General features: G+C 53.3%; 24 protein-coding genes and 1 pseudogene. 14 read left to right on the top strand and 11 right to left on the bottom strand.

Annotated features, from left to right (window positions below; genetic code table 11):
- The first annotated feature begins 202 nt into the window (after positions 1-202).
- Positions 203-487: a TM2 domain-containing protein gene (locus ACR9EC_RS07940; protein WP_435298694.1), complete on the top strand. Its 285-nt coding sequence runs from the start codon at positions 203-205 to the stop codon at positions 485-487.
- Between the two features lie 188 nt (positions 488-675).
- Complete coding sequence (locus ACR9EC_RS07935) at positions 676-1,167, top strand: NINE protein (RefSeq protein WP_435298693.1); 492 nt, start codon at positions 676-678, stop codon at positions 1,165-1,167.
- 47 nt (positions 1,168-1,214) lie between these two features.
- Here the strand turns inward: ACR9EC_RS07935 and ACR9EC_RS07930 are convergent, their stop codons facing one another.
- The gene (locus ACR9EC_RS07930) at positions 1,215-1,361 is read right to left on the bottom strand and encodes a DUF2599 domain-containing protein (protein ID WP_435300636.1); all 147 of its coding nucleotides are present in this window, start codon (positions 1,359-1,361) and stop codon (positions 1,215-1,217) included.
- Between the two features lie 13 nt (positions 1,362-1,374).
- Positions 1,375-2,040: a hypothetical protein gene (locus ACR9EC_RS07925; protein ID WP_435298692.1), complete on the bottom strand. Its 666-nt coding sequence runs from the start codon at positions 2,038-2,040 to the stop codon at positions 1,375-1,377.
- A 192-nt stretch (positions 2,041-2,232) separates the two neighbouring features.
- On the opposite strand from ACR9EC_RS07925, the gene purL reads away from it, so the two are divergent.
- The 4 genes from purL (at position 2,233) to gdhA (ending at position 8,255) form a co-directional block, all read left to right on the top strand.
- A complete protein-coding gene (gene purL, locus ACR9EC_RS07920) occupies positions 2,233-4,557 on the top strand; it encodes a phosphoribosylformylglycinamidine synthase subunit PurL (RefSeq protein WP_435298691.1) in 2,325 nt (774 codons plus the stop codon).
- A gap of 66 nt (positions 4,558-4,623) precedes the next feature.
- The gene (locus tag ACR9EC_RS07915) at positions 4,624-5,829 is read left to right on the top strand and encodes an FAD-dependent oxidoreductase (protein WP_435298690.1); all 1,206 of its coding nucleotides are present in this window, start codon (positions 4,624-4,626) and stop codon (positions 5,827-5,829) included.
- Positions 5,830-5,877: 48 nt separating this feature from the next.
- Positions 5,878-6,612: a copper homeostasis protein CutC gene (locus tag ACR9EC_RS07910; RefSeq protein ID WP_435298689.1), complete on the top strand. Its 735-nt coding sequence runs from the start codon at positions 5,878-5,880 to the stop codon at positions 6,610-6,612.
- Positions 6,613-6,920: 308 nt separating this feature from the next.
- Positions 6,921-8,255, top strand: a complete 1,335-nt coding sequence (gene gdhA / locus ACR9EC_RS07905) for an NADP-specific glutamate dehydrogenase (protein ID WP_435298688.1) — start codon at positions 6,921-6,923, stop codon at positions 8,253-8,255.
- Positions 8,256-8,363: 108 nt separating this feature from the next.
- Here gdhA and rocD read toward each other — a convergent pair whose 3' ends face one another.
- Positions 8,364-9,608: an ornithine--oxo-acid transaminase gene (gene rocD, locus ACR9EC_RS07900; protein ID WP_435298687.1), complete on the bottom strand. Its 1,245-nt coding sequence runs from the start codon at positions 9,606-9,608 to the stop codon at positions 8,364-8,366.
- A gap of 147 nt (positions 9,609-9,755) precedes the next feature.
- Here rocD and ACR9EC_RS07895 point away from each other — a divergent pair, with 147 nt between their 5' ends.
- Positions 9,756-11,318: an RNB domain-containing ribonuclease gene (locus tag ACR9EC_RS07895; protein ID WP_435298686.1), complete on the top strand. Its 1,563-nt coding sequence runs from the start codon at positions 9,756-9,758 to the stop codon at positions 11,316-11,318.
- Positions 11,318-11,689 (top strand): sterol carrier family protein, encoded by a 372-nt coding sequence (locus ACR9EC_RS07890; protein WP_435298685.1) that lies wholly within the window; start codon positions 11,318-11,320, stop codon positions 11,687-11,689. The genes ACR9EC_RS07895 and ACR9EC_RS07890 overlap by 1 nt, the downstream gene beginning before the upstream one ends.
- 48 nt (positions 11,690-11,737) lie before the next feature.
- On the opposite strand, the gene ACR9EC_RS07885 is transcribed toward ACR9EC_RS07890, so the two are convergent.
- From ACR9EC_RS07885 to ACR9EC_RS07865, 5 genes are read right to left on the bottom strand one after another with little or no spacing between them, the layout of a single operon-like run.
- On the bottom strand, positions 11,738-12,133 hold the full coding sequence (locus ACR9EC_RS07885) for a hypothetical protein (RefSeq protein WP_435298684.1): 396 nt from the start codon (positions 12,131-12,133) through the stop codon (positions 11,738-11,740).
- Between the two features lie 14 nt (positions 12,134-12,147).
- On the bottom strand, positions 12,148-12,762 hold the full coding sequence (locus ACR9EC_RS07880) for a sulfate/molybdate ABC transporter ATP-binding protein (RefSeq protein WP_435298683.1): 615 nt from the start codon (positions 12,760-12,762) through the stop codon (positions 12,148-12,150).
- A complete protein-coding gene (locus ACR9EC_RS07875; RefSeq protein WP_435298682.1) occupies positions 12,759-13,589 on the bottom strand; it encodes a sulfate ABC transporter permease in 831 nt (276 codons plus the stop codon). Before ACR9EC_RS07875 ends, ACR9EC_RS07880 begins: the two co-directional genes overlap by 4 nt.
- Positions 13,582-14,490 (bottom strand): sulfate ABC transporter permease subunit CysT, encoded by a 909-nt coding sequence (gene cysT / locus ACR9EC_RS07870; protein WP_435298681.1) that lies wholly within the window; start codon positions 14,488-14,490, stop codon positions 13,582-13,584. Before cysT ends, ACR9EC_RS07875 begins: the two co-directional genes overlap by 8 nt.
- Positions 14,487-15,515 carry a sulfate ABC transporter substrate-binding protein gene (locus ACR9EC_RS07865; RefSeq protein ID WP_435298680.1) on the bottom strand — a complete coding sequence of 343 codons (1,029 nt, stop codon included), beginning with the start codon at positions 15,513-15,515 and terminating at the stop codon, positions 14,487-14,489. Before ACR9EC_RS07865 ends, cysT begins: the two co-directional genes overlap by 4 nt.
- 303 nt (positions 15,516-15,818) lie before the next feature.
- Between ACR9EC_RS07865 and ACR9EC_RS07860 the strand changes: the two genes are divergently transcribed.
- The 3 genes from ACR9EC_RS07860 to purM all read left to right on the top strand — a co-directional run bounded on the left by ACR9EC_RS07860 (position 15,819) and on the right by purM (position 19,071).
- Positions 15,819-16,178 carry a hypothetical protein gene (locus tag ACR9EC_RS07860; protein WP_435298679.1) on the top strand — a complete coding sequence of 120 codons (360 nt, stop codon included), beginning with the start codon at positions 15,819-15,821 and terminating at the stop codon, positions 16,176-16,178.
- Positions 16,179-16,388: 210 nt separating this feature from the next.
- Complete coding sequence (gene purF / locus ACR9EC_RS07855) at positions 16,389-17,933, top strand: amidophosphoribosyltransferase (RefSeq protein ID WP_435298678.1); 1,545 nt, start codon at positions 16,389-16,391, stop codon at positions 17,931-17,933.
- A 34-nt stretch (positions 17,934-17,967) separates the two neighbouring features.
- Complete coding sequence (gene purM / locus ACR9EC_RS07850; protein WP_435298677.1) at positions 17,968-19,071, top strand: phosphoribosylformylglycinamidine cyclo-ligase; 1,104 nt, start codon at positions 17,968-17,970, stop codon at positions 19,069-19,071.
- 235 nt (positions 19,072-19,306) lie between these two features.
- On the opposite strand, the gene ACR9EC_RS07845 is transcribed toward purM, so the two are convergent.
- Positions 19,307-19,516: a DUF3073 domain-containing protein gene (locus ACR9EC_RS07845; RefSeq protein ID WP_435298676.1), complete on the bottom strand. Its 210-nt coding sequence runs from the start codon at positions 19,514-19,516 to the stop codon at positions 19,307-19,309.
- A 317-nt stretch (positions 19,517-19,833) separates the two neighbouring features.
- Between ACR9EC_RS07845 and ACR9EC_RS07840 the strand changes: the two are divergent.
- The 3 genes and pseudogenes from ACR9EC_RS07840 to ACR9EC_RS07830 all read left to right on the top strand — a co-directional run bounded on the left by ACR9EC_RS07840 (position 19,834) and on the right by ACR9EC_RS07830 (position 22,319).
- Positions 19,834-20,077: pseudogene (locus ACR9EC_RS07840) on the top strand (BldC family transcriptional regulator).
- Between the two features lie 189 nt (positions 20,078-20,266).
- The gene (locus tag ACR9EC_RS07835; RefSeq protein WP_435298675.1) at positions 20,267-21,541 is read left to right on the top strand and encodes a phosphotransferase; all 1,275 of its coding nucleotides are present in this window, start codon (positions 20,267-20,269) and stop codon (positions 21,539-21,541) included.
- A gap of 217 nt (positions 21,542-21,758) precedes the next feature.
- Positions 21,759-22,319 carry a hypothetical protein gene (locus ACR9EC_RS07830; protein ID WP_435298674.1) on the top strand — a complete coding sequence of 187 codons (561 nt, stop codon included), beginning with the start codon at positions 21,759-21,761 and terminating at the stop codon, positions 22,317-22,319.
- Between the two features lie 60 nt (positions 22,320-22,379).
- Here ACR9EC_RS07830 and ACR9EC_RS07825 read toward each other — a convergent pair whose 3' ends face one another.
- Both ACR9EC_RS07825 and ACR9EC_RS07820 read right to left on the bottom strand, forming a co-directional pair.
- A complete protein-coding gene (locus tag ACR9EC_RS07825; RefSeq protein ID WP_435298673.1) occupies positions 22,380-23,081 on the bottom strand; it encodes a response regulator transcription factor in 702 nt (233 codons plus the stop codon).
- Positions 23,078-24,532, bottom strand: coding sequence for a sensor histidine kinase (locus tag ACR9EC_RS07820; RefSeq protein WP_435298672.1), 1,455 nt, complete (start codon positions 24,530-24,532; stop codon positions 23,078-23,080). The genes ACR9EC_RS07825 and ACR9EC_RS07820 overlap by 4 nt, the downstream gene beginning before the upstream one ends.
- Between the last annotated feature and the right edge of the window lie 5 nt (positions 24,533-24,537).

The raw sequence follows: 24,537 nt of genomic DNA, 5'->3' as shown, positions 1-24,537 counted from the left end.
TCAGCGATCATGAGTGCTTGCTATGAACAGGCCTTTTGTCTCACCTTGCGGGCATTATTTGTTTTTTGAAAAAAACTTTGCCCTTTTTTACCAGATGGAAAGCCTTTATCCTAGTATGTGAAATACAGCCTCCTGCTAGCCTAACCCTGCCATATTCAAAAACGCCTCAGGCAGGAAGCCTGAGGGTGAACCAAGGAACATGATGTCAGAACACACACCTAACGCCCCACAGTTCAACCAGGCTCCAGCAAAGTCCAAAGTTGTTGCAGGTATCCTCGGAATTCTTCTTGGTACTTTTGGCATCCACAACTTCTACCTTGGCCACAAGGGTAAAGCTATTGCTCAACTTTTGATTACGGTGCTTAGCGTTGGATTCCTTGCGTTTGTGTCTGGGATTTGGGGCTTGATCGAGGGTATCCTCATCCTCATCTCCAAGCCAGGAACCCCATGGCACCAAGACGCACAGGGCAACGAACTCAACGACTGAGTGTCTTACGAGGTGCAATGAGCGCAGAGCAAAACGTAATGGGGCGTTTTTGCTTTGCGCACATTCCCGCATATACCTGCATAGGTAACAAGATCAGGGTAGGTTCAGGGTAAAAACCCCTGCGCTACTAGCCTTATCCTGCGGTAGCGTTAAACATATAAGTACACCCTTTAGTTCGAAGGAACAACATGTCCTCGCAAGACCAGTTTGGCTCCTCAACCCCAGACTCAAACAACACGCCCTCGTCCAGCCCAGAAAACCCCACCGGGCAGTACGGCAACACGCCCTACACGCAGCCAGAGCAAACACCACCCGGGCAGTATGGTGCGCCACCAGCTGGCGGCTACTATTCCCAGCAGCAAGACCAATACGGTCAATATCAGCAGCCATATGGTGCCCAGCAGCAGGGATACAACGCGTACGGACAGTCGTATGTTAACCAGAAATCTAAAGTCGTTGCGGGAATCCTAGGGATCCTCCTAGGCGTATTCGGTGTTCACAACTTCTACCTTGGCAACACCGGAAAAGCCATCGCGCAACTACTCATCACACTTCTGAGCTTCGGTGCTCTGGCATTCGTATCGTTTGTGTGGGGGCTTATCGAAGGCATTTTGATTCTTGTGTCTAATCCCGGAGACCCATGGCACCGCGACGCATCTGGAATGGAACTGCGAGACTAACGCGATTGGTGCAAGCCCGGTACTTCTGACGAGTGCCGGGTTTTGTTTTACGGGTTACAGCGCGCCGCCATAATAGCTGTGAGTGTGCCGTCTGGCCGCCACGGCTCCAAATTCCAGGTGTCCTTCGTCGGTGCACCAATCACATGACATTGAAACTGTTTCTTCATGGTGTCGCCGTTCGCATCGTCCTCAATATCAGGATTGAGCTCACGTCAGCTGCTCCCACCCAAAATCGACGACAGTCAGGCCACCATTGCGCCCCCACACACTTGGGGTTACAGCAAGCGATACTCCGCCTTCGCGATTGCCCCAACTCGTTGCACTCACAGGCTGATATCCGATAACCGCTTGCACAGGCTCATCATCCTGCGACGTTGCCGGACGCGAAACAAGCACCCGCACCACACTCTTGTCTTCCCCCACCTCGCTCATAATCTGGCGAACAGGGACACGGCTTTTAGCCTCACGCGGCGCAGACACTCCAACAACAAACTCTCCCTGCTCAAGCACAGCAACAGTACTGTCAAGCGCAGTAACCACGGAAAGATCTTCACCGTGAATCTCAATATTTATATGAGGTTTATCGGTCATAAAAAGTGCGCCGTCAACTACGTCACCTTCTACCGAAACACTAGAGTCCAGCATCTTTAACGCAGGAGACACCTCAAGGACAACCTGCGCTGACTCCCCAACCGGCTCCTCAAGTGACGGCTCAATGCTGTGCGGGGGAGTGAGCGAGTCAGAAGAACTAGGCGGACTCGCAGAAACCGAAGTCGGTGCTTCGTCGCTAGAAAGCGCGCACCCAGTTAAAGCAACACACAAAACGCAAGCAACAAAACCGTTAACCACACGCACAACCATGGCAACAACCATGCCACAACTCCATGTACGGTGTGCCACACACGACCGTAAAGCGTATAACGCCACCAACGCCACACAAAAATACGTCTCACCTTAAGCAAGACTGGAACCACAAGCCCACTAAAGCCGATAGAATCAGGGCGTCTGGCCGACGCGCGCCGAACAACAGGATCAGCGCCGAGCACATTACTCATGAGGGAACGAATGACCGCCTCCAGCAAGCCCACTCTGGACACTGTCGAATACGCAGCGAGCACTCCTGACGAGGAGCAGCCCTACGCGTCGCTAGGACTAAAGCCCGAGGAATACCAGCAAATCCGCGACATCCTCGGACGCCGCCCAACCGCAGCGGAACTCGCAATGTACTCCGTCATGTGGTCTGAGCACTGCTCCTACAAGTCATCCAAAGTACACCTGAAAAAGTTCGGTCAAAAGACCAACGAAGAAATGACCAAGCACCTACTCGTCGGAATCGGCGAAAACGCTGGAGTCGTCGACATCGGAGACGGCTGGGCTGTCACCTTCAAAGTCGAATCACACAACCACCCATCCTTCGTTGAACCCTACCAAGGTGCAGCAACAGGCGTCGGCGGAATCGTCCGTGACATCATCTCCATGGGTGCACGCCCAGTCGCAGTCATGGACCAACTCCGCTTCGGAGACGTCAACCACCCAGACACCGCACGCGTCGTCCACGGCGTCGTCTCAGGAATCGGCGGTTACGGTAACTCCCTCGGACTCCCAAACATCGGTGGAGAACTCGTCTTTGACGCCTCCTACCAAGGAAACCCACTCGTCAACGCGCTCGCAGTAGGTGTACTACGACACGAAGACATCCACCTCGCCAACGCGTCAGGCGTAGGCAACAAAGTTATCCTCTTCGGTGCACGCACCGGTGGAGACGGAATCGGCGGAGCATCAATCCTCGCCTCCGAAACATTCGAAGACGGCGTGCCAGCTAAGCGCCCATCCGTGCAAGTCGGCGACCCATTCATGGAAAAAGTCCTCATTGAATGCTGCCTAGAACTCTACAAAGCAGGCGTCGTCGAAGGAATCCAAGACCTCGGAGCAGCTGGAATCTCCTGCGCAACCTCCGAACTCGCATCTAACGGTGACGGCGGAATGCACGTATGGCTTGACGACGTCCTCCTACGCGACCCATCACTTAACGCCGGCGAAATCCTCATGTCGGAATCTCAAGAGCGCATGATGGCTGTTGTTACGCCAGAGAAGCTCGACGAATTCATGGCAATCACCGGAAAATGGGACGTCGAATCCTCCGTCGTCGGTGAAGTGAACGACTCAGGACGACTCACCATCGACCACCACGGCCAACGCATCGTTGACGTTGACCCACGCACAGTCGCACACGAAGGCCCAACCTACCACCGCCCATACGCGCGCCCAACATGGCAAGACGGACTCAACAAAAACACCACAGTTGCCGCTCTACTGCCACGACCACGCACCGGTCAAGAACTACGCGACGCTGCCCTTGCAGTGCTCGGTTCACCAAACCAAGCATCCAAAGAATGGGTAACCAACCAGTACGACCGCTTCGTACAAGGCAACACTGCACTCGCACAGCCCGACGACGCAGGCGTTATCCGTGTAGACGAATCCACCAACCTCGGTGTCGCAATCTCCACCGACGCTAACGGCCGCTACGGAAAACTCGACCCACGCACTGGCGCACAACTCGCGCTTGCGGAAGCCTACCGTAACGTCGCCGCAGCAGGCGCACGCCCCATGGCCGTCACAGACTGCTTGAACTTCGGTTCACCAGAAGACCCCGACGCTATGTGGCAGCTCGTCGAAGCCATTGAAGGCCTCGCAGACGCATGCCTCGAACTGTCTGTTCCAGTCACTGGCGGAAACGTATCGCTATACAACGGAACCGGTGAGCCAGGTCAGATCGACTCATCCATCCACCCAACACCAGTCGTTGGTGTACTTGGTGTCTTGGACGACGTTCGCCACTCCGTAACAAGCGGTTTCCGCACAGAAGGCGACGTCCTATTCCTGCTCGGTACAACACGTGATGAACTTGACGGTTCAGCGTGGGCAGATGTGGCACACAAGCACCTTGGTGGAGTCCCACCAATTGTTAACTTCTCTGCAGAAAAAGCGCTCGCAGGGGTTCTGATTAACGCGGCTCGTGACTCGCTTGTCACTGCTGCACACGACCTTTCAGAGGGTGGACTAGTTCAGGCTGTTCTTGAATCAGCTATCCGCTTTGGCACTGGTGCACGCATTAACGTTGCTGATGTTGTTGCGCGTGACGGCATCTCCGAATTTGCGGCTTTGTTCTCAGAGTCAACTGCACGCGCAGTGGTTGCTGTGCCACGCGGAGAGATCGCTCGTTTCCAAGACGCATGTGTTGGACGCGGTGTGCCTTTCTTGAAGATCGGTGAGACAGGGCACGACGTTGACGGGCAGCAGGCTGTAGAAGTTGAAGGCTTGTTCACCATTCCGGTGGCTGAAGCACAGGACGTTTTCACTCAAACATTGCCAAAACTCTTTGGCTAAAAACTGTACGTAAAGTCAGGGGCGGCACCGCTTTGGTGCCGCCCCTGACTTGTAGAGGAGCACGATATGCCTAACACATATGACGTTGTCGTTATTGGGGGCGGTGCCATGGGTTCGGCAGCCGCATGGCAGTTGGCTCAGCGCGGTCGCTCAGTTGCGTTGCTGGAGCAGTTTGATGCTCAGCATCGGCAAGGCTCTTCACATGGTGGGTCGCGTATCTACCGCAGCACGTATGCGCAGGACGAATATTTAAGTCTTATGCGGCAGGCTTTGCCTTTATGGCATGAGCTGGAATCCGAGGCGCGCACACAACTGTTGTCCCCGGTAGGGCTGGTATCGCACGGCTATCCGCCATTCGACTTTGAAGAACCTATGCGTGCGCACGGCATTGACCTCACAGTTTTTACGAGCGACGAAGCCCAAGAACGCTGGCCAGGCATGCGTTTTGAGGGAAAAGTGTTGTACGAAAGTGCAACGGCCGGTCGCGTTCATGCGGATCGGACTGTTTCGGCTTTACACCAGCAGGCAGAAAAGCATGGGGCAGATATTTTTTACAACACTCGTGTCGTAAATGCTCGTCATGCGGTTCACGGCGTTGTTGTTGAAACAGAAACACACGATTTTCTTGCACAGCGGGTAGTGCTTGCTGCCGGTGGCTGGACTAACACGCTCGCCCGTCAACTATTGAACATTGACCGTCCGTTGCCGTTGGACGTTGTTGAAGTTGCACCAGCACATTTTCAGATTGCAGCGGAACTGTCCGTTGTTGGAGGTCACGAGATTGCAGCACCTATGGGTGAAGATACGTGGCCGTCTTTTACCCATGATCATGCGCCCTACAATCCACAAACAGGTGCTCCTACGCGTTGGCCGGGAATCGTTTATGGGCTTGCAACCGAAGGCGAAGGCATAAAAGTCGGGTTTAACGCGTATGGCCGCAGTGTTGACGCAGATAACCGGACGTGGGCTCCACAAGAAGGCGATTTTCAACTGCATGCAGATTATGTGCGGGAGTGGCTGCCGGGGCTTATCCATGAATCTGCTGAGTTTTTGTCATGCACGTATACGCGCACCCCAACAGACGATTTCCTCGTAGACAGGGTTGGCCGAGTAGTTGTTGCTTCGCCGTGCTCTGGCCACGGTTTTAAGTTCACGCCAGTGATTGGGAAACTTATCGCCGACCTTGCCAGTGAAAACGTAGACGATCCAGTTACGGCACGCCCAGATTTGTTTGCATTGCATCGTTTTCTGGGTACGAGCAGGCATGCTTAAACATAGGTTTTACTCGGCTGCTAGAGCCACGCATGTGAGGACACAACCATGACCGTCATAGAGATCGCTGTCCAAGATGTTTCCGGGGCGCGTATCGCTCTGGAAGAGGGCGCTGATCGTGTTGAACTGTGCACAGCGTTGGGGGCAACAGGTGGGCTCACACCTTCACTGGCAACAATCGAGTCAGTTGTTTCAGTAGGAATTCCAACGCATGTGTTGATACGTTCGCGCCCCGGAAGTTTTGTGTACACGCCAGACGACATTAAGGTGATGGCCCGCGATATACACGTGGCGTTAGCTGCTGGTGCACGCGGTGTGGTGATTGGCGCGTTACATACAGACAACACGATGAATGTTGCTGCACTCGAGGTGTGGATGCAAGCTGTTCACGAAGCCGGAAAACATCTTACGGTGCGACCCGAAGTCACCTTCCACCGCGCTTTTGATGTTGTTGCTGAGCCGGTATCTGCCCTACAGCAGTTGGCTGATCTAGGGGTCGATCGGGTACTCACCTCGGGGGGAGCCCCACACGTGGGCGAAGGTCTAGCCGCTCTGGACCGTCTTGTTCACATGGGGACGAGAGTGCAGATTCAAGCAGGCGGGGGAGTGACCCCGCACATCATTCCTAGCCTTAAAACCGTCGGCGTACATGGGATTCACGTATCTGCCAAGGAGATAGTGGCAGACAGCGGTCTAACAGGCCCGGGCGGCGGCGCACCTGGTGGGTTGGAAGTAACGTCACGAGAACGCGTGCGCGAAATCGTGCGCCTTGTACGGTCTTAACCGCGCACACGCAGCACCTGAAGACGCGATTTTCCGCTGAAAGTCGTCCCAAAACACGGAAAAATCATTGAACTTATGGCCACTACGTGGGACGGTCTGTTTCGAGCGTGTAAAATCGCATGTTACGGCCGTGTTAAAACCGCGATATTGTGCCTGATCGCACTTTCTCCTGTGACGTAAAGTCCTATTTTCTGTTACCGCCAAGTTGTAGGCTCAGAAACGAAAACCGGTACGAGCGTGCCACTTGTAACAAACGAAGTTGCATGACGAGCGCACGCACAAAGCTTCAGCAAAGGAGACTTATCCACATGGAAGGTCAGCTCGCTCCAATCTTTGACCAAGTTTTACGACGCAACCCGGGGGAAGTGGAATTCCACCAGGCTGTCCGTGAAGTCTTCGATTCGCTCGCACCGGTCTTGGCGAAAAACCCAGAATATGTGGATGCTGCAATCCTCGAGCGTATCTGCGAGCCAGAACGCCAAATCATCTTCCGTGTGCCATGGGTTGACGACCGCGGCAACGTGCAAATTAACCGAGGCTTCCGCGTAGAGTTCAACTCTGCCCTCGGCCCATACAAAGGTGGCCTACGCTTCCACCCATCCGTCTACCTCGGAATCATCAAGTTCCTAGGCTTCGAGCAAATCTTCAAGAACTCCCTCACCGGAATGCCCATTGGTGGCGGTAAAGGTGGATCCGACTTCGACCCACGCGGAAAATCAGACGCAGAAATCATGCGTTTCTGCCAGTCATTCATGACTGAACTGTACCGTCACATCGGAGAATACACGGACGTCCCAGCTGGTGACATCGGCGTAGGTGGCCGCGAAATCGGATACCTCTTCGGCCAATACAAGCGCATCACAAACCGCTACGAGTCAGGTGTACTCACAGGTAAAGGCCTCAGCTGGGGTGGCTCACTCGTGCGCACCGAAGCAACCGGTTACGGAACAGTCATGTTCGCAAACGAGATGCTCGCAGCAAAGAACGACTCCTTCGACGGCAAGCGTGTAGTCGTATCAGGCTCCGGAAACGTAGCAATCTACGCCGCCCAAAAAGCAGAACAACTCGGCGCAACCGTTGTTGCACTCTCTGACTCATCCGGTTACGTATACGACGAGCAGGGAATCGACATTGGCCTCATCCAGCAGGTTAAAGAAGTTGAACGTGGACGCGTAGCCGACTACGCAGAACGCCGCGGCGCTAAGTTCGTCGAAAAGGGCAACATTTGGGAAATCGCGACAGACATTGCACTGCCATGCGCAACCCAAAACGAGCTCGACCTCGATTCAGCGAAACTCCTCATCTCGTCAGGTGTGCGCGTGATCGCTGAAGGCGCGAACATGCCAACCACCCCAGATGCTGTCACCGCATTCCAAGAAGCAGGCGTCCTCTTTGCGCCAGGTAAAGCAGCAAACGCTGGTGGAGTTGCTACCTCAGCACTCGAAATGCAGCAGAACGCTTCACGTGACTCATGGACGTTCGACTACACCGAACAGCGCCTCCACTCCATCATGAAGAACATCCACAACAACTGTGCAACCACGGCAGACAAGTACGGTCAGCCAGGAAACTACGTTGCGGGTGCAAACATTGCTGGTTTCACCAAGGTCGCAGACGCCATGATCGCACAAGGCGTTATCTAACAACTGCAACATCCGTAAGGCACTATCTCGTTGAGACGCTGCCTTTGTAGACACTGAAAATAGCGTGTGGCACCGCCCTAAGTAAGGGGCAGGTGCCACACGCATTTTTTATGCAAGTTCATCAAGAGCAGCAGTTAACGCAGCACACACATAATCAAGTTCGTCGTCCGTTAACGTGAGAGGCGGGGCCAGACGCAACGTAGACCCATGAGTGTCCTTCGCCAGTACGCCATGACGCAGTAACGCCTCACACACGTCACGGCCAGAACCCAAAGCAGGATCAACGTCGATTCCCGCCCACAACCCAACTTGACGGTAACCAACAACCCCCGAAGACGTTAACGCCTCCAACTCTTTACCCAACTCGGCACCAAGCCACCGCGCATTAGCCTGCGGCACCCCAGTATCAAGCAAAGCAACCACAGCACGCCCCACACTGCACGCAAGCGGATTACCCCCAAACGTGGACCCGTGCTCACCTGGACGTACAACACCCATGACATCACGGTTTCCCACAACGGCACTCACCGGAACAACCCCGCCACCCAAAGCTTTACCCAACGTGACCAGATCAGGACGAACACCAACCCGTTCGGTTTCAAGAGTGGCTCCAGTGCGACCCAAACCCGACTGCACCTCGTCAGCAATCAACAAAACAGCATGGCGTTCAGTGCTGCGACGAACCTGAGCCAAATACCCGTCAGGCGGCAGCAGTACTCCCGCCTCGCCCTGTATCGGCTCTAACAAAACCGCCACAGTGTTCTTTGTGATTGCCTGCTCGAGAGCATCCGCATCACCGTAAGGAACCGCAACAAACCCCGGAGTGTACGGCCCAAAACCTGCGCGAGCTTGAACGTCGTCTGAAAAACTCACCAAAGAAATCGTGCGTCCATGGAAATTACCTGACGCCACAATGATTTCAGCGCGATTAGGACGAACCCCCTTCACCCGGTAGCCCCACAACCGCGCCAACTTTAAAGCAGTTTCTACCGCCTCAGCGCCAGTATTCATGGGAAGCATCATGTCGTATCCCGTTAATGCGCACAGCTCCTCAGCAAAAGGCCCCAACTGGTCGTTGTGGAAAGCCCGAGACGTCAACGTGATACGTCCCAACTGTTCAAGAGTTGCCTGCATAAGCGAAGGGTTACGATGCCCAAAGTTCAGTGCTGAATACGCACACAACGCATCTAAATAACGTCGACCCTCAACATCAGTAACCCAAGCGCCATCACCTTCAGTGATCACAACAGGCAGCGGACGATAATTGTGGGCCAGATACCGCGACTCATCATCAATGATGGTGCGAGAAGTACGAAGCCGAGTTACGCCAGTGGTTCCAGTGAAGTCCTCCATAACGACACGCTAGTTCTCCGCAACACATTCGGCTAGTGCTCCGCTGCCCACAACCCGCCACGCGAAGAAACAAACCGCACAAAAATATGCGTTATCGCATGTCGCACAGTCGTTGTATGAACTTTTAACAAAAGGTACGGTCAATACATGCCTCAAAGAGTGGTCCGACTTGGCCTCCCACAACCGTCAGTATCCGAGACAATACGCGACGCCTTCGAACACCTGCGCAACGAAATGAACGTCCCACGGTCGTTCCCTGACGCAGTACACGCAGAAGTCAACACTGTCCTTGCCTCAATCCGCAGTGCGCAGTCACCACAAGAAGCGTGGCCAACACACAGCACAGACACCCTAGACATTCCCTTCCTCACCATCGACCCTGACGGTTCAATGGACCTCGACCAAGCCCTGCACATCGGACGCACAACCAACGGGTTCCGCATCCATTACGCAATCGCTGATGTCGCAGCATTCGTGCACGCTGGCGGTGCACTAGACGCCGAAGCCCACAAACGCGGCATGACACTCTACGCACCAACTGAACGTACTCCACTGCACCCGCCGGCACTCTCCGAAGACGTAGCAAGTCTGTTACCTGAACAAACACGGCCCGCCGCAGTATGGACAATCGACGTCGACGACGACGGACACATGCTCACCAAACATGTGAAACGTGGACTAGTACGCTCACGCGCCCGGCTCAGTTACGGACAAGCGCAAGACATCGTCGACGCACACACCAACAAGACAAACCCACCAAACTTGGTGAGTCTATCCAACGAACTCCTCGATACAGTCCTGCACTTAGCCATCGTCGGACCGCAACGCCAACACATTGAACAAGCACGCGGCGGAGTATCCCTCAACGTCCCAGAACAAGAAGTGCATGTAGACGACGAACACGGCTTCGGGCTGTCCTTCCGCACAGTCAAAGACATCGAAAACTGGAACGCACAAATCTCGCTCCTCACCGGAATGGCAGCAGCACAACTCATGCTCGAAGCCGGAACCGGACTCGTACGCACACTCCCACCCGCCGACCCAAGAGACATCAAACGACTACGCAGAACCGCCCACGCACTCGGCCTCAACTGGCCCAAAACCCAAACATACGGTGAGTTCCTCGCAACCCTCACCCCAAACAACCCACGCCACGCAGCCTTCCAACACGAAGCCACCACACTCTTCCGCGGGGCAGACTACCGCGCATTCACACCAGAAAACACACCCGTAGGCGACGACGCCAAACACAACGCAATAGGCGCCCACTACGCCCACGTGACAGCACCACTACGACGCCTCGGCGACCGCTACACAACAGAAATATGTTTAGCCGCATCAGGTAACTACGACATACCGCACTGGGTAACACAAGAACTGCCACAACTACCCAAAACACTCGCCACATCAGGACGACGCTCAAACGCATACACCCGATCAACCATCGACATCGTCGAAGCAGCACTACTCATCGAATACATCGGACACACGTTTGAAGGGGTCATCGTAGAACGCGAAGACAAAGACCCACGCCGAGGAGACATAATGATCCCCGAACCGGCAGTACACGCACAAGTACGAGGTGCAGCCCAACTCCCACTAGGCGACATCGTTACAGTCACCCTCAGCGAAGCCGATATCGACAAACGACGAATCCGCTTCCACTACGACACCCCAACCGAAAACCACACCACAGAAAACAACCACTAATGGCCACTCGTCGAAAAACAGACCCACAAACAGGACGCGCGGCAGTGCACGCATGGCTCGACGGCCACACAGACAAAAAAACTGTAACCACCGCAGTCAGATTCACACTCGAAGAACTAGCAGACATCGCTCCAGGGCATGCAGTAGAAGTACGAGTCCCACCCGCAGGCGCCGTGCAATGCATTGAAGGACCACAACACACCAGAGGCACACCGCCCAACGTCATCGAGATGGAACCACACACGTGGCTCGAACTCGCAACCGGACGCACAACCTGGGAGACAGCCCTAGCAAGCGGCAGCGTACACGCATCAGGGGAACGAGCACACCTCGCACACCTCCTACCACTGCACGCCACAAAACGCAGATAACACAAAAAACTGGTGCGTTGCATGGCCAACAACGCACCAGTAGTCATCTCAAATCATGTAATTCGCAAAAGCATGTTCAAGAGGAGCATCACTCGGCTCCGTAGTCTCAACACCCGTCGCACCAACCGACTTACGCAACCACACCTGAGCGCCAGCATCCAACTTCAACGAACGAGCCTCAGCCCTAGTCACCACAAACTGCACAGTGCCCGTAAACTCAGGCGACTCCACCAACACATCACTACGCACCTCAAACCCAACCCGAGTGCTTCGCGTGACCGTTCCACTATAAAAACCACGCAAACTAGGATCGCTGGAAAGCACCTCAATATCGTGAGGACGCACCAACTCATTACCCAACCGAGTCACAGGACCAAGGAAACTCATAACAAACGTGTTCGCAGGCTCGTCATACAACTGCTCAGGCGAACCAATCTGCTCCACACGACCCTCATTGATCACCACAATCTCATCCGCAACCTCCAGAGCTCCTCCTGATCGTGCGTGACAAACACCGTCGTTACCGGAATCTCATCATGCAAACGACGCAACCACTCACGTAACTCCTTACGAACCTTGGCATCCAACGCGCCAAAAGGCTCATCCAGCAACAACACCCGCGGCTGGACAGCTAACGCACGAGCAAGCGCCATACGCTGCCGCTGCCCACCAGAAAGCTGCGACGGCAACCTATGCGCGAACTGCTCCAAATGCACAAGGCGCAAAAGTTCATCAACGCGCTCGCGGATTTCGTCTTTGGGGGTTTTTCGGATTTCTAGTCCGAAGGCTACGTTTTTTGCCACGCTCATATGTTTAAAGGCAGCGTAATGCTGGAAAACGAACCCGACATTACGTTTACGAGCGGGGACACCTGTTGCGTCTTCTCCCGCTATTTCGATGCTGCCGCTTTGGGCTTGTTCTAGCCCTGCAATGATGCGCAGGAGTGTTGATTTTCCTCCTCCAGAGGGGCCAAGTAGCGCAGTGAGCTGACCCGTGGGGATGTGTACGGAAACGTCATCGAGTGCAATAAAGTCACCGAAACGTTTAGAAACATTGCTGACGATAATGCTCACGATGTGCCTCTTTTCGCACTAGCAGATTCAGTATGTGATCGAAGGATGGTTACGACGGCAATGCAGGCGACAGCCACAGCGGCAAGCAAGAAAGCCGTTGCGTAAGCCGTAGATTGTTCGAAGTCTTGATATTTCTGTTCGACAAGTAACGTTGCAGTTTGGGTGCGTCCTTCGAGGTTCCCAGAAACAATTTTTACTGCCCCAAATTCACCTAACGCGCGGGCAAATGTGAGCACCATTCCATACACCAAAGCCCACTTGATGGCAGGCAACGTTACTCGAAAAAACGCTTGGGCAGGTGAGGCGCCAAGCGACGACGCTGCCTGCTCTTCATCTATGCCTCGTTCGGTGAGAACCGGGACGATTTCACGAATAACTAAAGGCAGCGAGATGAAAGTAGTGGCAAGAATAATTCCAGTTGTGGAAAAAATAATGTTGAAGCCGTGCTCATGTAGCCATACCCCAAACCATCCATCGCGTGGACCATACACGAGGATCAGCGCTAAACCAACGACAACAGGCGAAACAGATAACGGTAAGTCGATGAGTGCGCTGAGTGCGCGTTTACCGGGGAATTCGTAGCGAACTAAAAGCAGCGATATTCCGACACCAAAAATAGTGTTGATCAGTACCGCTTGAACCGCGACTGCGAGAGTGAGTTTTAGCGAGAACACTACTGTTGGTGAGGTTAACGCATCGTGTAAAGCGTCAAGGCCGTCAGCAAAAGTGTTGTGCACAATAAGCCAAACAGGCCATCCTACGAGGAAAAACAAGTAGGTAATTACTAAGATCCGTAGAACGTAACGTGCAATGTTTTTGTCAGCCACGGCGTGCTACTTTCCGTTGAATTACATCCAGTACAACGATCACGAGCAGGGAAACCACAAGCAGAACGGTTGCTACTGCAGCCGCGGCAGCGTTGTCACCGTTTTCTAGGTAGGACAAGATTCGTACCGACCCGACCTCAGTGTGTAACGGGAGGTTTCCAGAAAGTAGGACGAGAGCACCGAATTCGCTCATGCTTCGTGCGAAGGAGAGCGCTGCTCCTGCTGTGATTGCTGGGAAAAGTGCAGGCAACACGATGAGACGCAGGGTCGTAAATTTGCTTGCGCCAAGTGATGCCGCTGCTTCTTCCACATCTCGATCGATTTCGGCGAGAACGGGTTGCACTGTGCGTACGACAAACGGCAACGTGACAAACAAAAAAGCGAGAAAAACAGCAGCGCGAGTGTTCGCCACGTTGACCCCGAGAGGGCTTTGTGGGCCGTAAAGGGAAAGCAAAACAAGCCCAGCAACAATTGTTGGTAGCGCAAACGGAATATCAATGATGACTTCAAGTATTCGTTTCCCGACGAAAGAATCTCGTACCAGAACCCATGCGATGGCTGTTCCAATGACAACGTTGACGAGAGTAACAACGAGCGCGGTAACGACAGTTAAACCTAAGGCTGCTGTTGTTTGCGGGTGCGAAATCGCAGACCAAAAACTATCCCAACCGTTTGAAGTTGTTTCGACGAGCACGGCGAGTAGCGGAATGAGTATGAGCAGCGAGAACCAGATCATCGCTATTCCTAAACCGATTCCAGCGGGCCGAGTTAACGCAATGGTGTTCGTCGAGTGTTGCGCTCGTCGTATCTGCCATTTTTTGCGTTGTGGTTGAGATGCTGGCGCGGGGCTAGACGCAGTGTCTGGCCTTTGCTTGTGCGGAGGTGGAGCTAAGGTGCTCATAGTTTTCCGGCTTCTAGTTGGATTGCGGTGACGAGGCCGTTATCCCCAAAGAATGTGCTGTTCACGGTTTCCCAGCCACCGAACGTGTCGTTGATTGTTTGGAGGGTTTGCGGTGCTGGGAACGGGTTAGCTGGATCGTGTGCGCCTTTCACCGAGTCAGTTTTTACTGCTGGTGAGAGGGGGCGGAAGCCTTTTTGTGCAAAGATGTTTTGTCCTTCTGGGCTTGCGATGAAGTCCAAGTATGCGGTGGCTGCGGGGGGTGCGTCTTTGGTGACTGCTGCTGGGTTCTCTATAAGAAGCGTTGAGCGGGGGATAACGTAGTCGAGCTTTTCGCCGTTTTGCCGCGCGAGAATTGCTTCGTTTTCGTAGCTGATGAGTACGTCACCTGTGCCTGAGGTGAAAGCGGCGGTGGCGTCTCGTCCTGAGCCGGGGAGCGCGGCAACGTTATTAAAGAAATCGCGCAGATAAGTGCGTGCGTCTTCTGTGCTGCCACCTTGTGCGAGGACAGACCCATATGCGGCAAGGATATTCCAGCGTGCTGACCCAGACGAGCCTGGGTTTGGGGTCACGATTGTTACGTCGTCGCGGAGCAGATCATCCCAGTTTTGAATGTTTTTGGGGTTTCCTTCGCGTACAGCGAGAACAACGACAGAGGTGGAAATGATGCCGTTGTAGGAGTTGTCTTGCCATGTTTTTTCGACGATGCCGGCATCGACAAGTCGAGTGAGGTCGCCTTCTAAAGAGAAGTGAACGACATCCGTTTCTAAACCGCTGGCTACTGCTCGGCTTTGGTCGCCAGAAGCACCGTAGGAAGCTGTCCACGTGGTTTTGTTGGTTGTTCCTTTTTCTGCAAAGGCTGCTTGTGCCGCGTCATGGGCCGCTTTGGGAACGGCAAAGCCAACGATTGAGAGGGCAGACGCAGACGATGTGCTGTTTGGGGCTGTTCCGACCGCGCTTGGCGCACAAGCTGAGATCACCATCGCGGTGAGTGCCGCCAAGATGATCGAGTGCCTATGAGTGCGCATGAGACATGCCTTTCGCAAAGCGTAGTGTGCGGAGATTGTCCCGTCAGCGTATGACGCACGTAGCAAGGACTAAAGTCATGAACTGTCATGCGAGACAAGGTAAACGTGCCTGTTAACACGCAGTTATATGAGGTAATCAGTGTGCGTAAGAGGGACTGAAAGAATCAGGCTAGGGTGACATGCACCCCTGCCCATGCGGGGTGTTTTTTCGTGATGTAAAAGCTTGTGTTGCAAGGCAAAACGCACAATTCAGTGGTGAGAACCACAAGACCTAGGTTGCTGTGCGCGGGTAAACTCGTAAGCGTGACTGTGCCAAGCGAAAACACCCCACAGAACGCATCGTTCGGGCAGAACCCAAACTATGCCGTTCCACAACAGCCCAATGCTCCAGCAGAAGAGCTTGCGCATTATGAATCGACGGCTTCATATGCGGTGGTTCGTCGTGCACCAAAATTTAAGGCTTTCTTTTTGCTCGGGGCGATATTGGGTATCGCTGTGGGCTTGTTTGTTGGTATCGAACTTTCTTCGCCCGGGATGATTAACCGCGGAATCTACATTGCAGTGTGTGTGTTGTTCACCACCACAATGTCGTCTTTGGCGGCAGGTTTTATAGCCACTCAGCTTGATCGTAAGAGCGTTGCAGAGGTACAAAGCGACCGCTGAAGGGCGTTCCAGCGTTAAACGATTATCTCGCGTTAATAAGCCACTTCATGCACAAAAAATTGTGCGTGAAGTGGCTTATTAACGTTTAGTGAAGTGTTGTTACTACTGGCCATGCACATGCCTACCTACAGGCCAGATCTGTGTAGGAAGCTAGTACTTTCGGCTCATCTCTAATAGGTAGTGAGTCAAGCTGTGTGAAACAATAACGCTGTGGCCCTGCGTGGAGATGGACGACTCAATCATGACCTTATGCCCGGCGAGAAAGGACCCCAGGACGCTTGTGGCGTTTTTGGTGTCTGGGCGCCCGGCGAAGAGGTAGCAAAACTCGCTTACTTCGGTCTGTATGCACTACAGCACCGTGGTCAGGAATCTGCCGGTATTGCGGCAAGCAACGGTGAACAGATTCTTGTATACAAAGATATGGGTTTGGTTTCCCAAGTCTTTGATGAAACAGCCCTTAATGCTCTGACTGGACACATTGCTGTCGGTCACTGCCGTTATTCCACCACTGGTGGCGTGACATGGGAGAACGCACAACCAACTTTGGGTGCAACCTCACACGGCACAGTAGCGCTTGGGCATAACGGAAACCTTGTAAACAGCGCGGAACTCGTGGAACTAGTTGCGCAGCGTTACGGCGAACAGACCCGCGGTGAACTAGCGCGTGGAAACACAACAGACACCGCTCTTGTTACAGCACTGCTGTACGGACAAGAAGGCGATTCGCTTGAACAGACCGCGTTAGAAGTATTGCCACATTTACGTGGTGCATTCTCGCTGGTCTTCATGGACGAGCACACACTGTATGCAGCCCGTGACCCGCAAGGTGTGCGCCCACTCGTGTTGGGTCGTCTCGCTCGTGGATGGGTTGTTGCATCTGAGACGTCAGCTTTGGACATCGTCGGCGCATCATATGTGCGTGAAGTCGAGCCCGGCGAAATGATTATGATCGATGCAGATGGACTACGGACTGCACGTTTTGCAGAAGTGAAACGCGCTGGTTGCGTCTTTGAATACGTGTACCTTGCACGTCCCGACACTACTATTTCAGGTCGTTCCGTACACGCGTCACGTGTTGAGATGGGGCGTAAACTCGCTCAGGAACACCCTGTTGAAGCAGACCTTGTTATTCCTGTTCCAGAGTCTGGTACTCCTGCAGCGGTCGGGTATGCGCAGGAATCAGGTATTCCTTTCGGTCAGGGTCTGACAAAGAACGCATATGTTGGACGTACCTTCATCCAACCATCGGATACATTGCGACAACTGGGAATTAGGCTCAAACTAAACCCACTACGCGAAGTCATCAGAGGTAAACGTCTCGTTGTTGTTGACGACTCAATCGTGCGTGGAAACACGCAACGCGCTCTCGTCCGGATGCTGCGTGAAGCGGGTGCTGCAGAGGTGCATATTCGAATCTCTGCACCACCAGTGAAATGGCCGTGCTTTTACGGAATCGACTTTGCTTCACGGGCAGAACTTATCGCAAACGGACTTGATGCTAACGAAATCGCGGCGTCTTTAGGCGCAGATTCACTGGGATACATTTCCTTGGACGCGATGATTGAGGCTACGGAACAACCACGTAAGCAACTGTGCACGGCATGCTTTGACGGAACATACCCAATAGCTTTGCCCGAGGACGACGCATTAGGCAAGCACTTGTTGGAAAAGCCCGCTACGTTGGGTGCTCCAGAAGACGGCTTAGCCTCCATTACTGCCTCACAAGGTGGTAATACCGCGCTTGAACAACCATGAGTTTTGAACATATCTACCTTCGTTTGGAGTCGCAGTGACTGACGGCATCACGTATGCAGCAGCAGGTGTCGACACGGCAGCAGGAGACCGCGCCGTCGAACTGATGAAAGCAGCCGTCGCCCAGACGCACGGCCCGAACGTTGTGGGAGGTGTTGGCGGATTTGCTGGGCTTTTCGATGCTTCAGAGCTCAAAAACTATGACCGTCCGCTTCTCGCATCATCCACTGATGGTGTGGGCACCAAAGTTGCTATTGCTCAGGCTTTAGACAAGCACGACACGATCGGTTTCGACCTTGTCGGTATGGTCGTTGACGACATCGTGGTGTGTGGTGCAAAGCCGTTAGTGATGACTGACTACATCGCTACCGGCAAGGTTGTTCCAGAGCGTGTCGCAGACATTGTTCGAGGGATCGCTGAAGCGTGCACCGTTGCTGGTACTGCACTGGTTGGTGGCGAAACAGCAGAACACCCAGGACTGCTTGCCCCAGACGAATACGATGTTGCAGGTGCGGCGGTTGGTGTTGTTGAAGCAGACCGTTTGCTAGGCCCACATCGTGTTGTTGACGGCGATGTTGTTATTGCTATGGCGTCGTCTGGTATTCACTCCAATGGGTACTCACTTGTTCGTGCTGTTATTAAGCACGCAGGCTGGGAATTGGGCCGTAACGTTGAAGAGTTTGGTCGCACGCTAGGTGAGGAACTTCTTGAACCTACACGTGTGTATTCGTCTGACTGCCTTGCTTTGGCCGAAGACGAGGCTGCTGAAGTGCATGCGTTCTCGCACGTAACTGGTGGCGGTATCGCTCAAAACTTGGCACGTGTTATTCCTGCGGGACTGAGTGCAACCATCGCTCGTGACGCGTGGGAAGTTCCTGCAGTGTTTAAGGTGATGCGTGAGCTAGGTAATGTTCCATGGAACGACATTGAGCACACACTCAACCTCGGTATCGGAATGATCGCCATTGTGGGCCGTGAGGGTGCAGACAGTGCTCTCGCGAAGCTCAGTGAGTTGGGCGTGGAATCATGGATTCTCGGTACGGTTGGTGCAGACGTTGATGAGGCTGCGCACGCAGACCTTATCCGTGGCGCGAAAGGCGTTGAGGGCGGTGCTGTTCGGTTGACTGGACAGTACCGTTAATCAGGGCTGAATGCGTTTCTCATAAGACGTAAACGAGTGGGGCGGATTGCATTGCGCAGTCCGCCCCACTCGTGTGTATACAGCGTTGTCTTAGAAGTCGTTTTATTGGGTACGACGAAATCTCGGTGGGGCGAACCACCACCGAGATCTCCAATTCCTACATGTTGAAACAACAAAATCCCACCATGTGGGCGAAAGCCTTCATGGTGATGAGATTAAGAAGTTTCAGGTGGAGTTACTTGCGCTCGTCCGACCAGTCCGAGTATGGATCGTTCTCGTCGTCGTAGTTGGCATAGTCACTGTCGTGGCGAGAATCCGTGGCGACGTCGGACTGACGACCACCACCAAGTTCACGCTCAAGCGCCTTGTAGTTAGGTTCAAAGCTTGCATACTTTAACTGGCGTGCAACCTTTGTTTGCTTTGCCTTCTGACGGCCGCGGCCCATGGCTCCGACCCCCTCAACGTAGATGCGAGGCGGCTCCGGCGAACGGGCGGCCCCGTGTTCAAATAAATCTGTTCGTGGGATAACCGTACATGGAAACCCTCGTCGAATACTACTCGAAAAGTGTGTTTTTCTAGTGGCGAAACCACGAGAGGCCGCCCGTCGCGCCACAATTGGTTGAAATCTCAAGGTCTGTGAGATATTTCACCCGCATCACTTGCCAACCGAAAAGAATGCGCTGGAATAATGGATAAATCGTAATGATTTGATCGCGCAGCTCTAACCCCATAGAGCCGGATCATTGCGGGGGAAGGTGCATTATGTCAATAAACCATGGCGAATCAGAAGTTCTACTGACACCAGCAGAAGTAGCTTCAATGTTCCGAGTAGACCCAAAGACGGTCACTCGCTGGGCAAAAGCCGGGGAAGCTCTCCTCGATACGTACTCTTGGAGGCCACCGACGCTACCGTGAATCAGAGGTTCACACGCTTCTTGAGAACTCAGGAATGATTGTTCCTGAAGAAGATCTTCCTTTTTACAAGGAGAAGCACCCAGACAACTAATACTGTCGTATCGATACGATACAGGGTATTAGCGTTGTGTATAACTGCCGACTCGGTTTTCCGGGTCGGCAGTTTTTATATACAACACGCACACAAACAGCACATATATGTGTTGGACAGCGCGTGACTCAAGTTGCGTTCAGTGCTATATCTCGGCTCACAATGGCATAAACGCAAAAAGGGGATTGCATGAGTGCGCACACAACGCAGTGGAGTGAGGCGGAGCAAGTCGAGTTCTTCTCGTCCACAGAAATAATCGAACTCATCGAAGGAATGTACCAATCCACAGGAGTCGCTAAACGCGCATCATTAGTGGAATTGCACCACAGGCCCGGTGCAGGCGTCTCAGGACTCTTTGAAGTACTCCCAAGCGATCCACCCTCACAGCCACCAGCCGGCACCGCAGCGGCAGCTGCACAACCCCTTACAACCGCTGTTTACCTCGTCGCAACCTCAGAATCCCTGCCAGAAGACACCGGAAGCATTGTGCGCATGTCTTCCGAGCGCGGCGACCTCGCCCTATGGGAACACCCCTTTGACCCAGGGCTTGTAGGCCTGCCAGCAGCAAGCATCCCCGAAAACGTGCAACGCATCTGGGGACAAGGCGCAGACCTTATAGATCTAGAAACCATCGCGTATAGGCCCCTACGCCGAGCCGTCTTAAAAGCGCAATTTGCTGAACCTGTCGGGCAAATATTTTTAAAAGTGTTACGAAAAGACGCCCAACTGCTGTGGCGTAAACACCGCCTCCTGCAAGATGCAGGAGCGCCAGTACCCCAACTCATAGGCGAACCAATAGATGAGGTTGTTGCCCTGACAACAGTGTCTGGAGTGCCTTTAGCCCAAGCCATCATGAACTCGCGAGTTCGTCCAATCACCGGCGCACAAATCATTGCGGTACTGAACGCCTTCCCACAAGAATTAGCCACCATGCCTGGACGCCCAGCGTGGACAGACCGCCTCGGCTGGTATGCACACGCAGCAAAAACAGCCATTCCTGATCAATCTGTGCGTATAGACACACTAGTCGCTCACATTGAAGCAGTCCTGCACAATGCTGAGCGTGGCCCGCTCGTCCCAAATCATGGGGACTTCTATGAAGCTAATCTCTTTGTACGCAATGGAGAAATATCAGGACTCATCGATATCGATTCGGCTGGACCGGGATATCTTATCGACGACCTAGCCTGCTTTATTGGACACCTAGCGGTGCTACCCACACTTGACCCACGATACGCACACGTACCCGCCTATGTAGACGAATATTTAGCGGATTTTGCATACTATCTGCAGTCACAAGGCATCACAGTGGCAGGGTTATATGCGCGTACCGCATCGGTAATTTTGACGCTCGTAGCAGGAGCGCGCGACGAAGAAAACCCCATGTGGGAAGACTACGCAGAACAGCGGTTAGCTCTTGCCGAATCTATGTTGAGTAGAGTTGGGGTACTAGGACCGACTTAACTCAGCGAAACAACTTATAGTATTGATGCGCTGCATTCGTGTACTTCTGGGAGACAGCCCTGCTCTATGAGAGCCTTCTCATTGTTCTCTCCTGTTCCGCTCATGTGCATGCTGCACAGTAGAGACATCAACATTGATCCCTCAATGAACGTTCAATGTTGAGTAGAGCATGCACGATCTATCCACCCCCAGCGGTGACATGTGAAAGGAGACCAGAATGAAGGTCCCAACAGTATGGGTTATGAGCGGAGCCATTGGGCTTGCAGCCGTAACCGGAACCGTCGCAGCGGCTAGTGCAGTAACAAGCCCAGAAGATTCAAAGGTTGAAGAAACAGTTCAAGTTTCTCAAGCTACACAAACACACGAGGCAACCGCGCAAGCAACAGTTGCTCCAGCGGCTACGCCAACCGCACAGGAAACACCCGCCACCCCAAGCCCAACTGACACTACAGGTCAGACCATGGTCTCGGCTGCATCACCCGTAAGCGCAAACTCACCAGTTTCACCAAAGAGCGCAGTCTCGGCACAAACAGCAAAGACCGCTGTATCAGCGCAATCACCAGCATCGCCAGAAACAAAGAGCGCTGTGTCACCAGCGAGTGCGAACTCACCGGTTTCACCAAAGAGCGCAGTATCAGCACAATCACCGGCATCAGCTGGCTCCTCAGATGACAACGCATCGTCTGATCAAGCAACTAGTGCGCCTTCTGCACCCTCAGCTCCGTCTGCACCAAGCCCAGACGAAGCAGCAGAAACTAAGGCTGATACAACACGATAGCCCCGCCCCACAAAGGCCGCGGCCCCACGAGATCCTGGCGGATCGTGGGGTCGCTTCTTTTTATACAGGGGACGAAAAAGTGCTCAACGTGTGGGCGGCCGGCATTCGATAGCCAACACCTCGTACAGTCACAAACCATTCGTGCCCGATTTTATTGCGCACATACCGCACATACACGTCCACAACATTAGAACTTGGGTCAAAATCAAACCCCCACACCAGCGACAAAAGCTGGTCGCGCGATAAAACAAGATCAACATTGCGTAAGAACGTCTCTGCAAGGGCAAATTCGCGCGCTGAGAGATCGATTTCTTTACCATGGAGGAATACTCGACGAGTCAATAATTCGAGCCGCAGCGGGCCGTTCACGAGTTCGGTGTCGTCAGGTATCGCCACGGTAGGCTCTGCGCGCAGGCGCAACTTCACTCGAGCAAGCAACTCTTCGAACCGAAAAGGCTTAGCCATGTAGTCGTCGGCGCCACCTTCTAAACTTGCGACAGTGTCATCAATGCTAGTGCGCGCAGTTAAAACAATGACCGGAATGTCTACCCCTTGAAGACGAATACGTGACAAAAAATCCAAACCGTTTTCGTCAGGTAAACCAATATCAAGGATGATCACATCAAAATCGCCTGCACCCAATGCAATGCTTGCTTCATGCGCTGACGCAACAGCAAACGGACGATAACTAGCGGCTTGGAAACCTTTCACAAGAAGTGAACTGATGCGTGTTTCGTCTTCAACAATCAAAATGCGGTTCATGAAGTGCGCGCGTCCAGTCCCACAGCATCACCATCGTGTAAAGGTTTCAAACTTACGGAAAAAGCAGAGCCTTCACCGGGCGTCGACGACACCGATAAGGCCCCATCATGGGCGTCAACTATTGCCGAAACAATAGCTAAACCTAAACCAGAACCAGTAATACCAGACACATTCGTCCCCCTCACGAATCGTGCAAAAATGTGTGTCTGATCGTCCTCAGACACACCAATACCTTCGTCGATAACCGAGATCACAACATGGTTATCAGTGTGGTCCAACTCAAGCGTCACAGTTGAACCAGGCTGTGAATACTTCACAGCGTTCTCGCATAACTGTAACAACGCTTGAGTTAACCGTTGTTTATCAGCTAAAACAACCGCTTGTGATGAGCCGCGACGAACCCAAACACGATCCCCAAGAAGCTCAGCTTTAACCGCAACCTCATCAACCACATCGTCAACGTGCACAGGCGCTAAACGTAAAAAATCGTTGTGGTCAGACTTAGCCAACAACAGAAGATCACTGATCAAAACAGACATACGATCCAACTCGTCAAGAGCAATCTCACGAGTGGTACGCACATCATCAACGTCTGTGGGATCAAGCAGCTCTAAATTGCCGCGAATAATAGTGACAGGTGTGCGCAGTTCATGACCAACATCGTCGACGAGTCGCTTATTCGAATCAACAGCGGCTTCTACGCGATCAAGCATGGAGTTAAACGTGCGAGACAACTCCGCAAGGTCATCTGTGCCAGACACAGCAATACGACGTGTTAAATCGGTTTCAGTGATGTGCTGGGCGGTTTCGCGCAGCACACTGACCGGACGAAGCAGCCGGCCTACAATAAACCACGCACACACTGCAGCTAACGCAAGAAGCCCAGAACTCACCCACACGAAAGGCAAAAAGGTAGCGTTTAGCTCTGAGCGTTCAGCATCAAGGTCATATGCGAAAACAACTCGACCAATATCGTTTGATGACGCTATACGCGCACGCAACACAACCGCTCGATACGACGTAGAAGTGGTGTGAACCGTACGCAAATACACGGCGTCTGTAGCAAGCGCAGAATTAACTGCCCACGACAAAAATTCGGGATCGTCTTCTAACCGAACCTCGGCACCGTCAGGGGCCGTCCACCTCGTCGTATTACCTAACGTGGCGATCATGCCCTCATTCGTATCAGGCAATGTCGACTGCAATGCGACATACATGAGGTCAACCGTCGACGCAAAAGGTTCGCCAGTTCGCGGGTCCACTCCAGAGTTGACCAAGACATTAAAAGAACGCACCGAATGCTTTAACGAATCATCAATTCGAGTAACCATGGCGCGATGCTGTAACACATACAAAGTGACTGATGCAGCCGCTAAAACAACCGTTACTAAAACAATCATTCCCACCAGCAGGCGCGAACGAACAGACAACCCAGACTTACTAACAGCCACAATAT

The sequence above is a fragment of the Timonella sp. A28 genome (assembly GCF_051200815.1).
Lineage (GTDB): Bacteria > Actinomycetota > Actinomycetes > Actinomycetales > Cellulomonadaceae > Timonella.
Note: the sequence above shows the minus strand (reverse complement) of the source record. Positions and strands in the feature narration are given on the sequence as shown.

What these genes read in the sequence shown, in the direction of transcription:
- ACR9EC_RS07940 (WP_435298694.1), top strand. Translation starts at nt 203, where the DNA reads ATGTCAGAACACACACCTAACGCCCCACAGTTCAACCAGGCTCCAGCA.
- ACR9EC_RS07935 (WP_435298693.1), top strand. Translation starts at nt 676, where the DNA reads ATGTCCTCGCAAGACCAGTTTGGCTCCTCAACCCCAGACTCAAACAAC.
- ACR9EC_RS07925 (WP_435298692.1), bottom strand. Translation starts at nt 2,040, where the DNA reads ATGGTTGTTGCCATGGTTGTGCGTGTGGTTAACGGTTTTGTTGCTTGC.
- purL (WP_435298691.1), top strand. Translation starts at nt 2,233, where the DNA reads ATGACCGCCTCCAGCAAGCCCACTCTGGACACTGTCGAATACGCAGCG.
- ACR9EC_RS07915 (WP_435298690.1), top strand. Translation starts at nt 4,624, where the DNA reads ATGCCTAACACATATGACGTTGTCGTTATTGGGGGCGGTGCCATGGGT.
- ACR9EC_RS07910 (WP_435298689.1), top strand. Translation starts at nt 5,878, where the DNA reads ATGACCGTCATAGAGATCGCTGTCCAAGATGTTTCCGGGGCGCGTATC.
- gdhA (WP_435298688.1), top strand. Translation starts at nt 6,921, where the DNA reads ATGGAAGGTCAGCTCGCTCCAATCTTTGACCAAGTTTTACGACGCAAC.
- rocD (WP_435298687.1), bottom strand. Translation starts at nt 9,608, where the DNA reads ATGGAGGACTTCACTGGAACCACTGGCGTAACTCGGCTTCGTACTTCT.
- ACR9EC_RS07895 (WP_435298686.1), top strand. Translation starts at nt 9,756, where the DNA reads ATGCCTCAAAGAGTGGTCCGACTTGGCCTCCCACAACCGTCAGTATCC.
- ACR9EC_RS07890 (WP_435298685.1), top strand. Translation starts at nt 11,318, where the DNA reads ATGGCCACTCGTCGAAAAACAGACCCACAAACAGGACGCGCGGCAGTG.
- cysT (WP_435298681.1), bottom strand. Translation starts at nt 14,490, where the DNA reads ATGAGCACCTTAGCTCCACCTCCGCACAAGCAAAGGCCAGACACTGCG.
- ACR9EC_RS07865 (WP_435298680.1), bottom strand. Translation starts at nt 15,515, where the DNA reads ATGCGCACTCATAGGCACTCGATCATCTTGGCGGCACTCACCGCGATG.
- ACR9EC_RS07845 (WP_435298676.1), bottom strand. Translation starts at nt 19,516, where the DNA reads ATGGGCCGCGGCCGTCAGAAGGCAAAGCAAACAAAGGTTGCACGCCAG.
- ACR9EC_RS07835 (WP_435298675.1), top strand. Translation starts at nt 20,267, where the DNA reads ATGAGTGCGCACACAACGCAGTGGAGTGAGGCGGAGCAAGTCGAGTTC.
- ACR9EC_RS07830 (WP_435298674.1), top strand. Translation starts at nt 21,759, where the DNA reads ATGAAGGTCCCAACAGTATGGGTTATGAGCGGAGCCATTGGGCTTGCA.
- ACR9EC_RS07825 (WP_435298673.1), bottom strand. Translation starts at nt 23,081, where the DNA reads ATGAACCGCATTTTGATTGTTGAAGACGAAACACGCATCAGTTCACTT.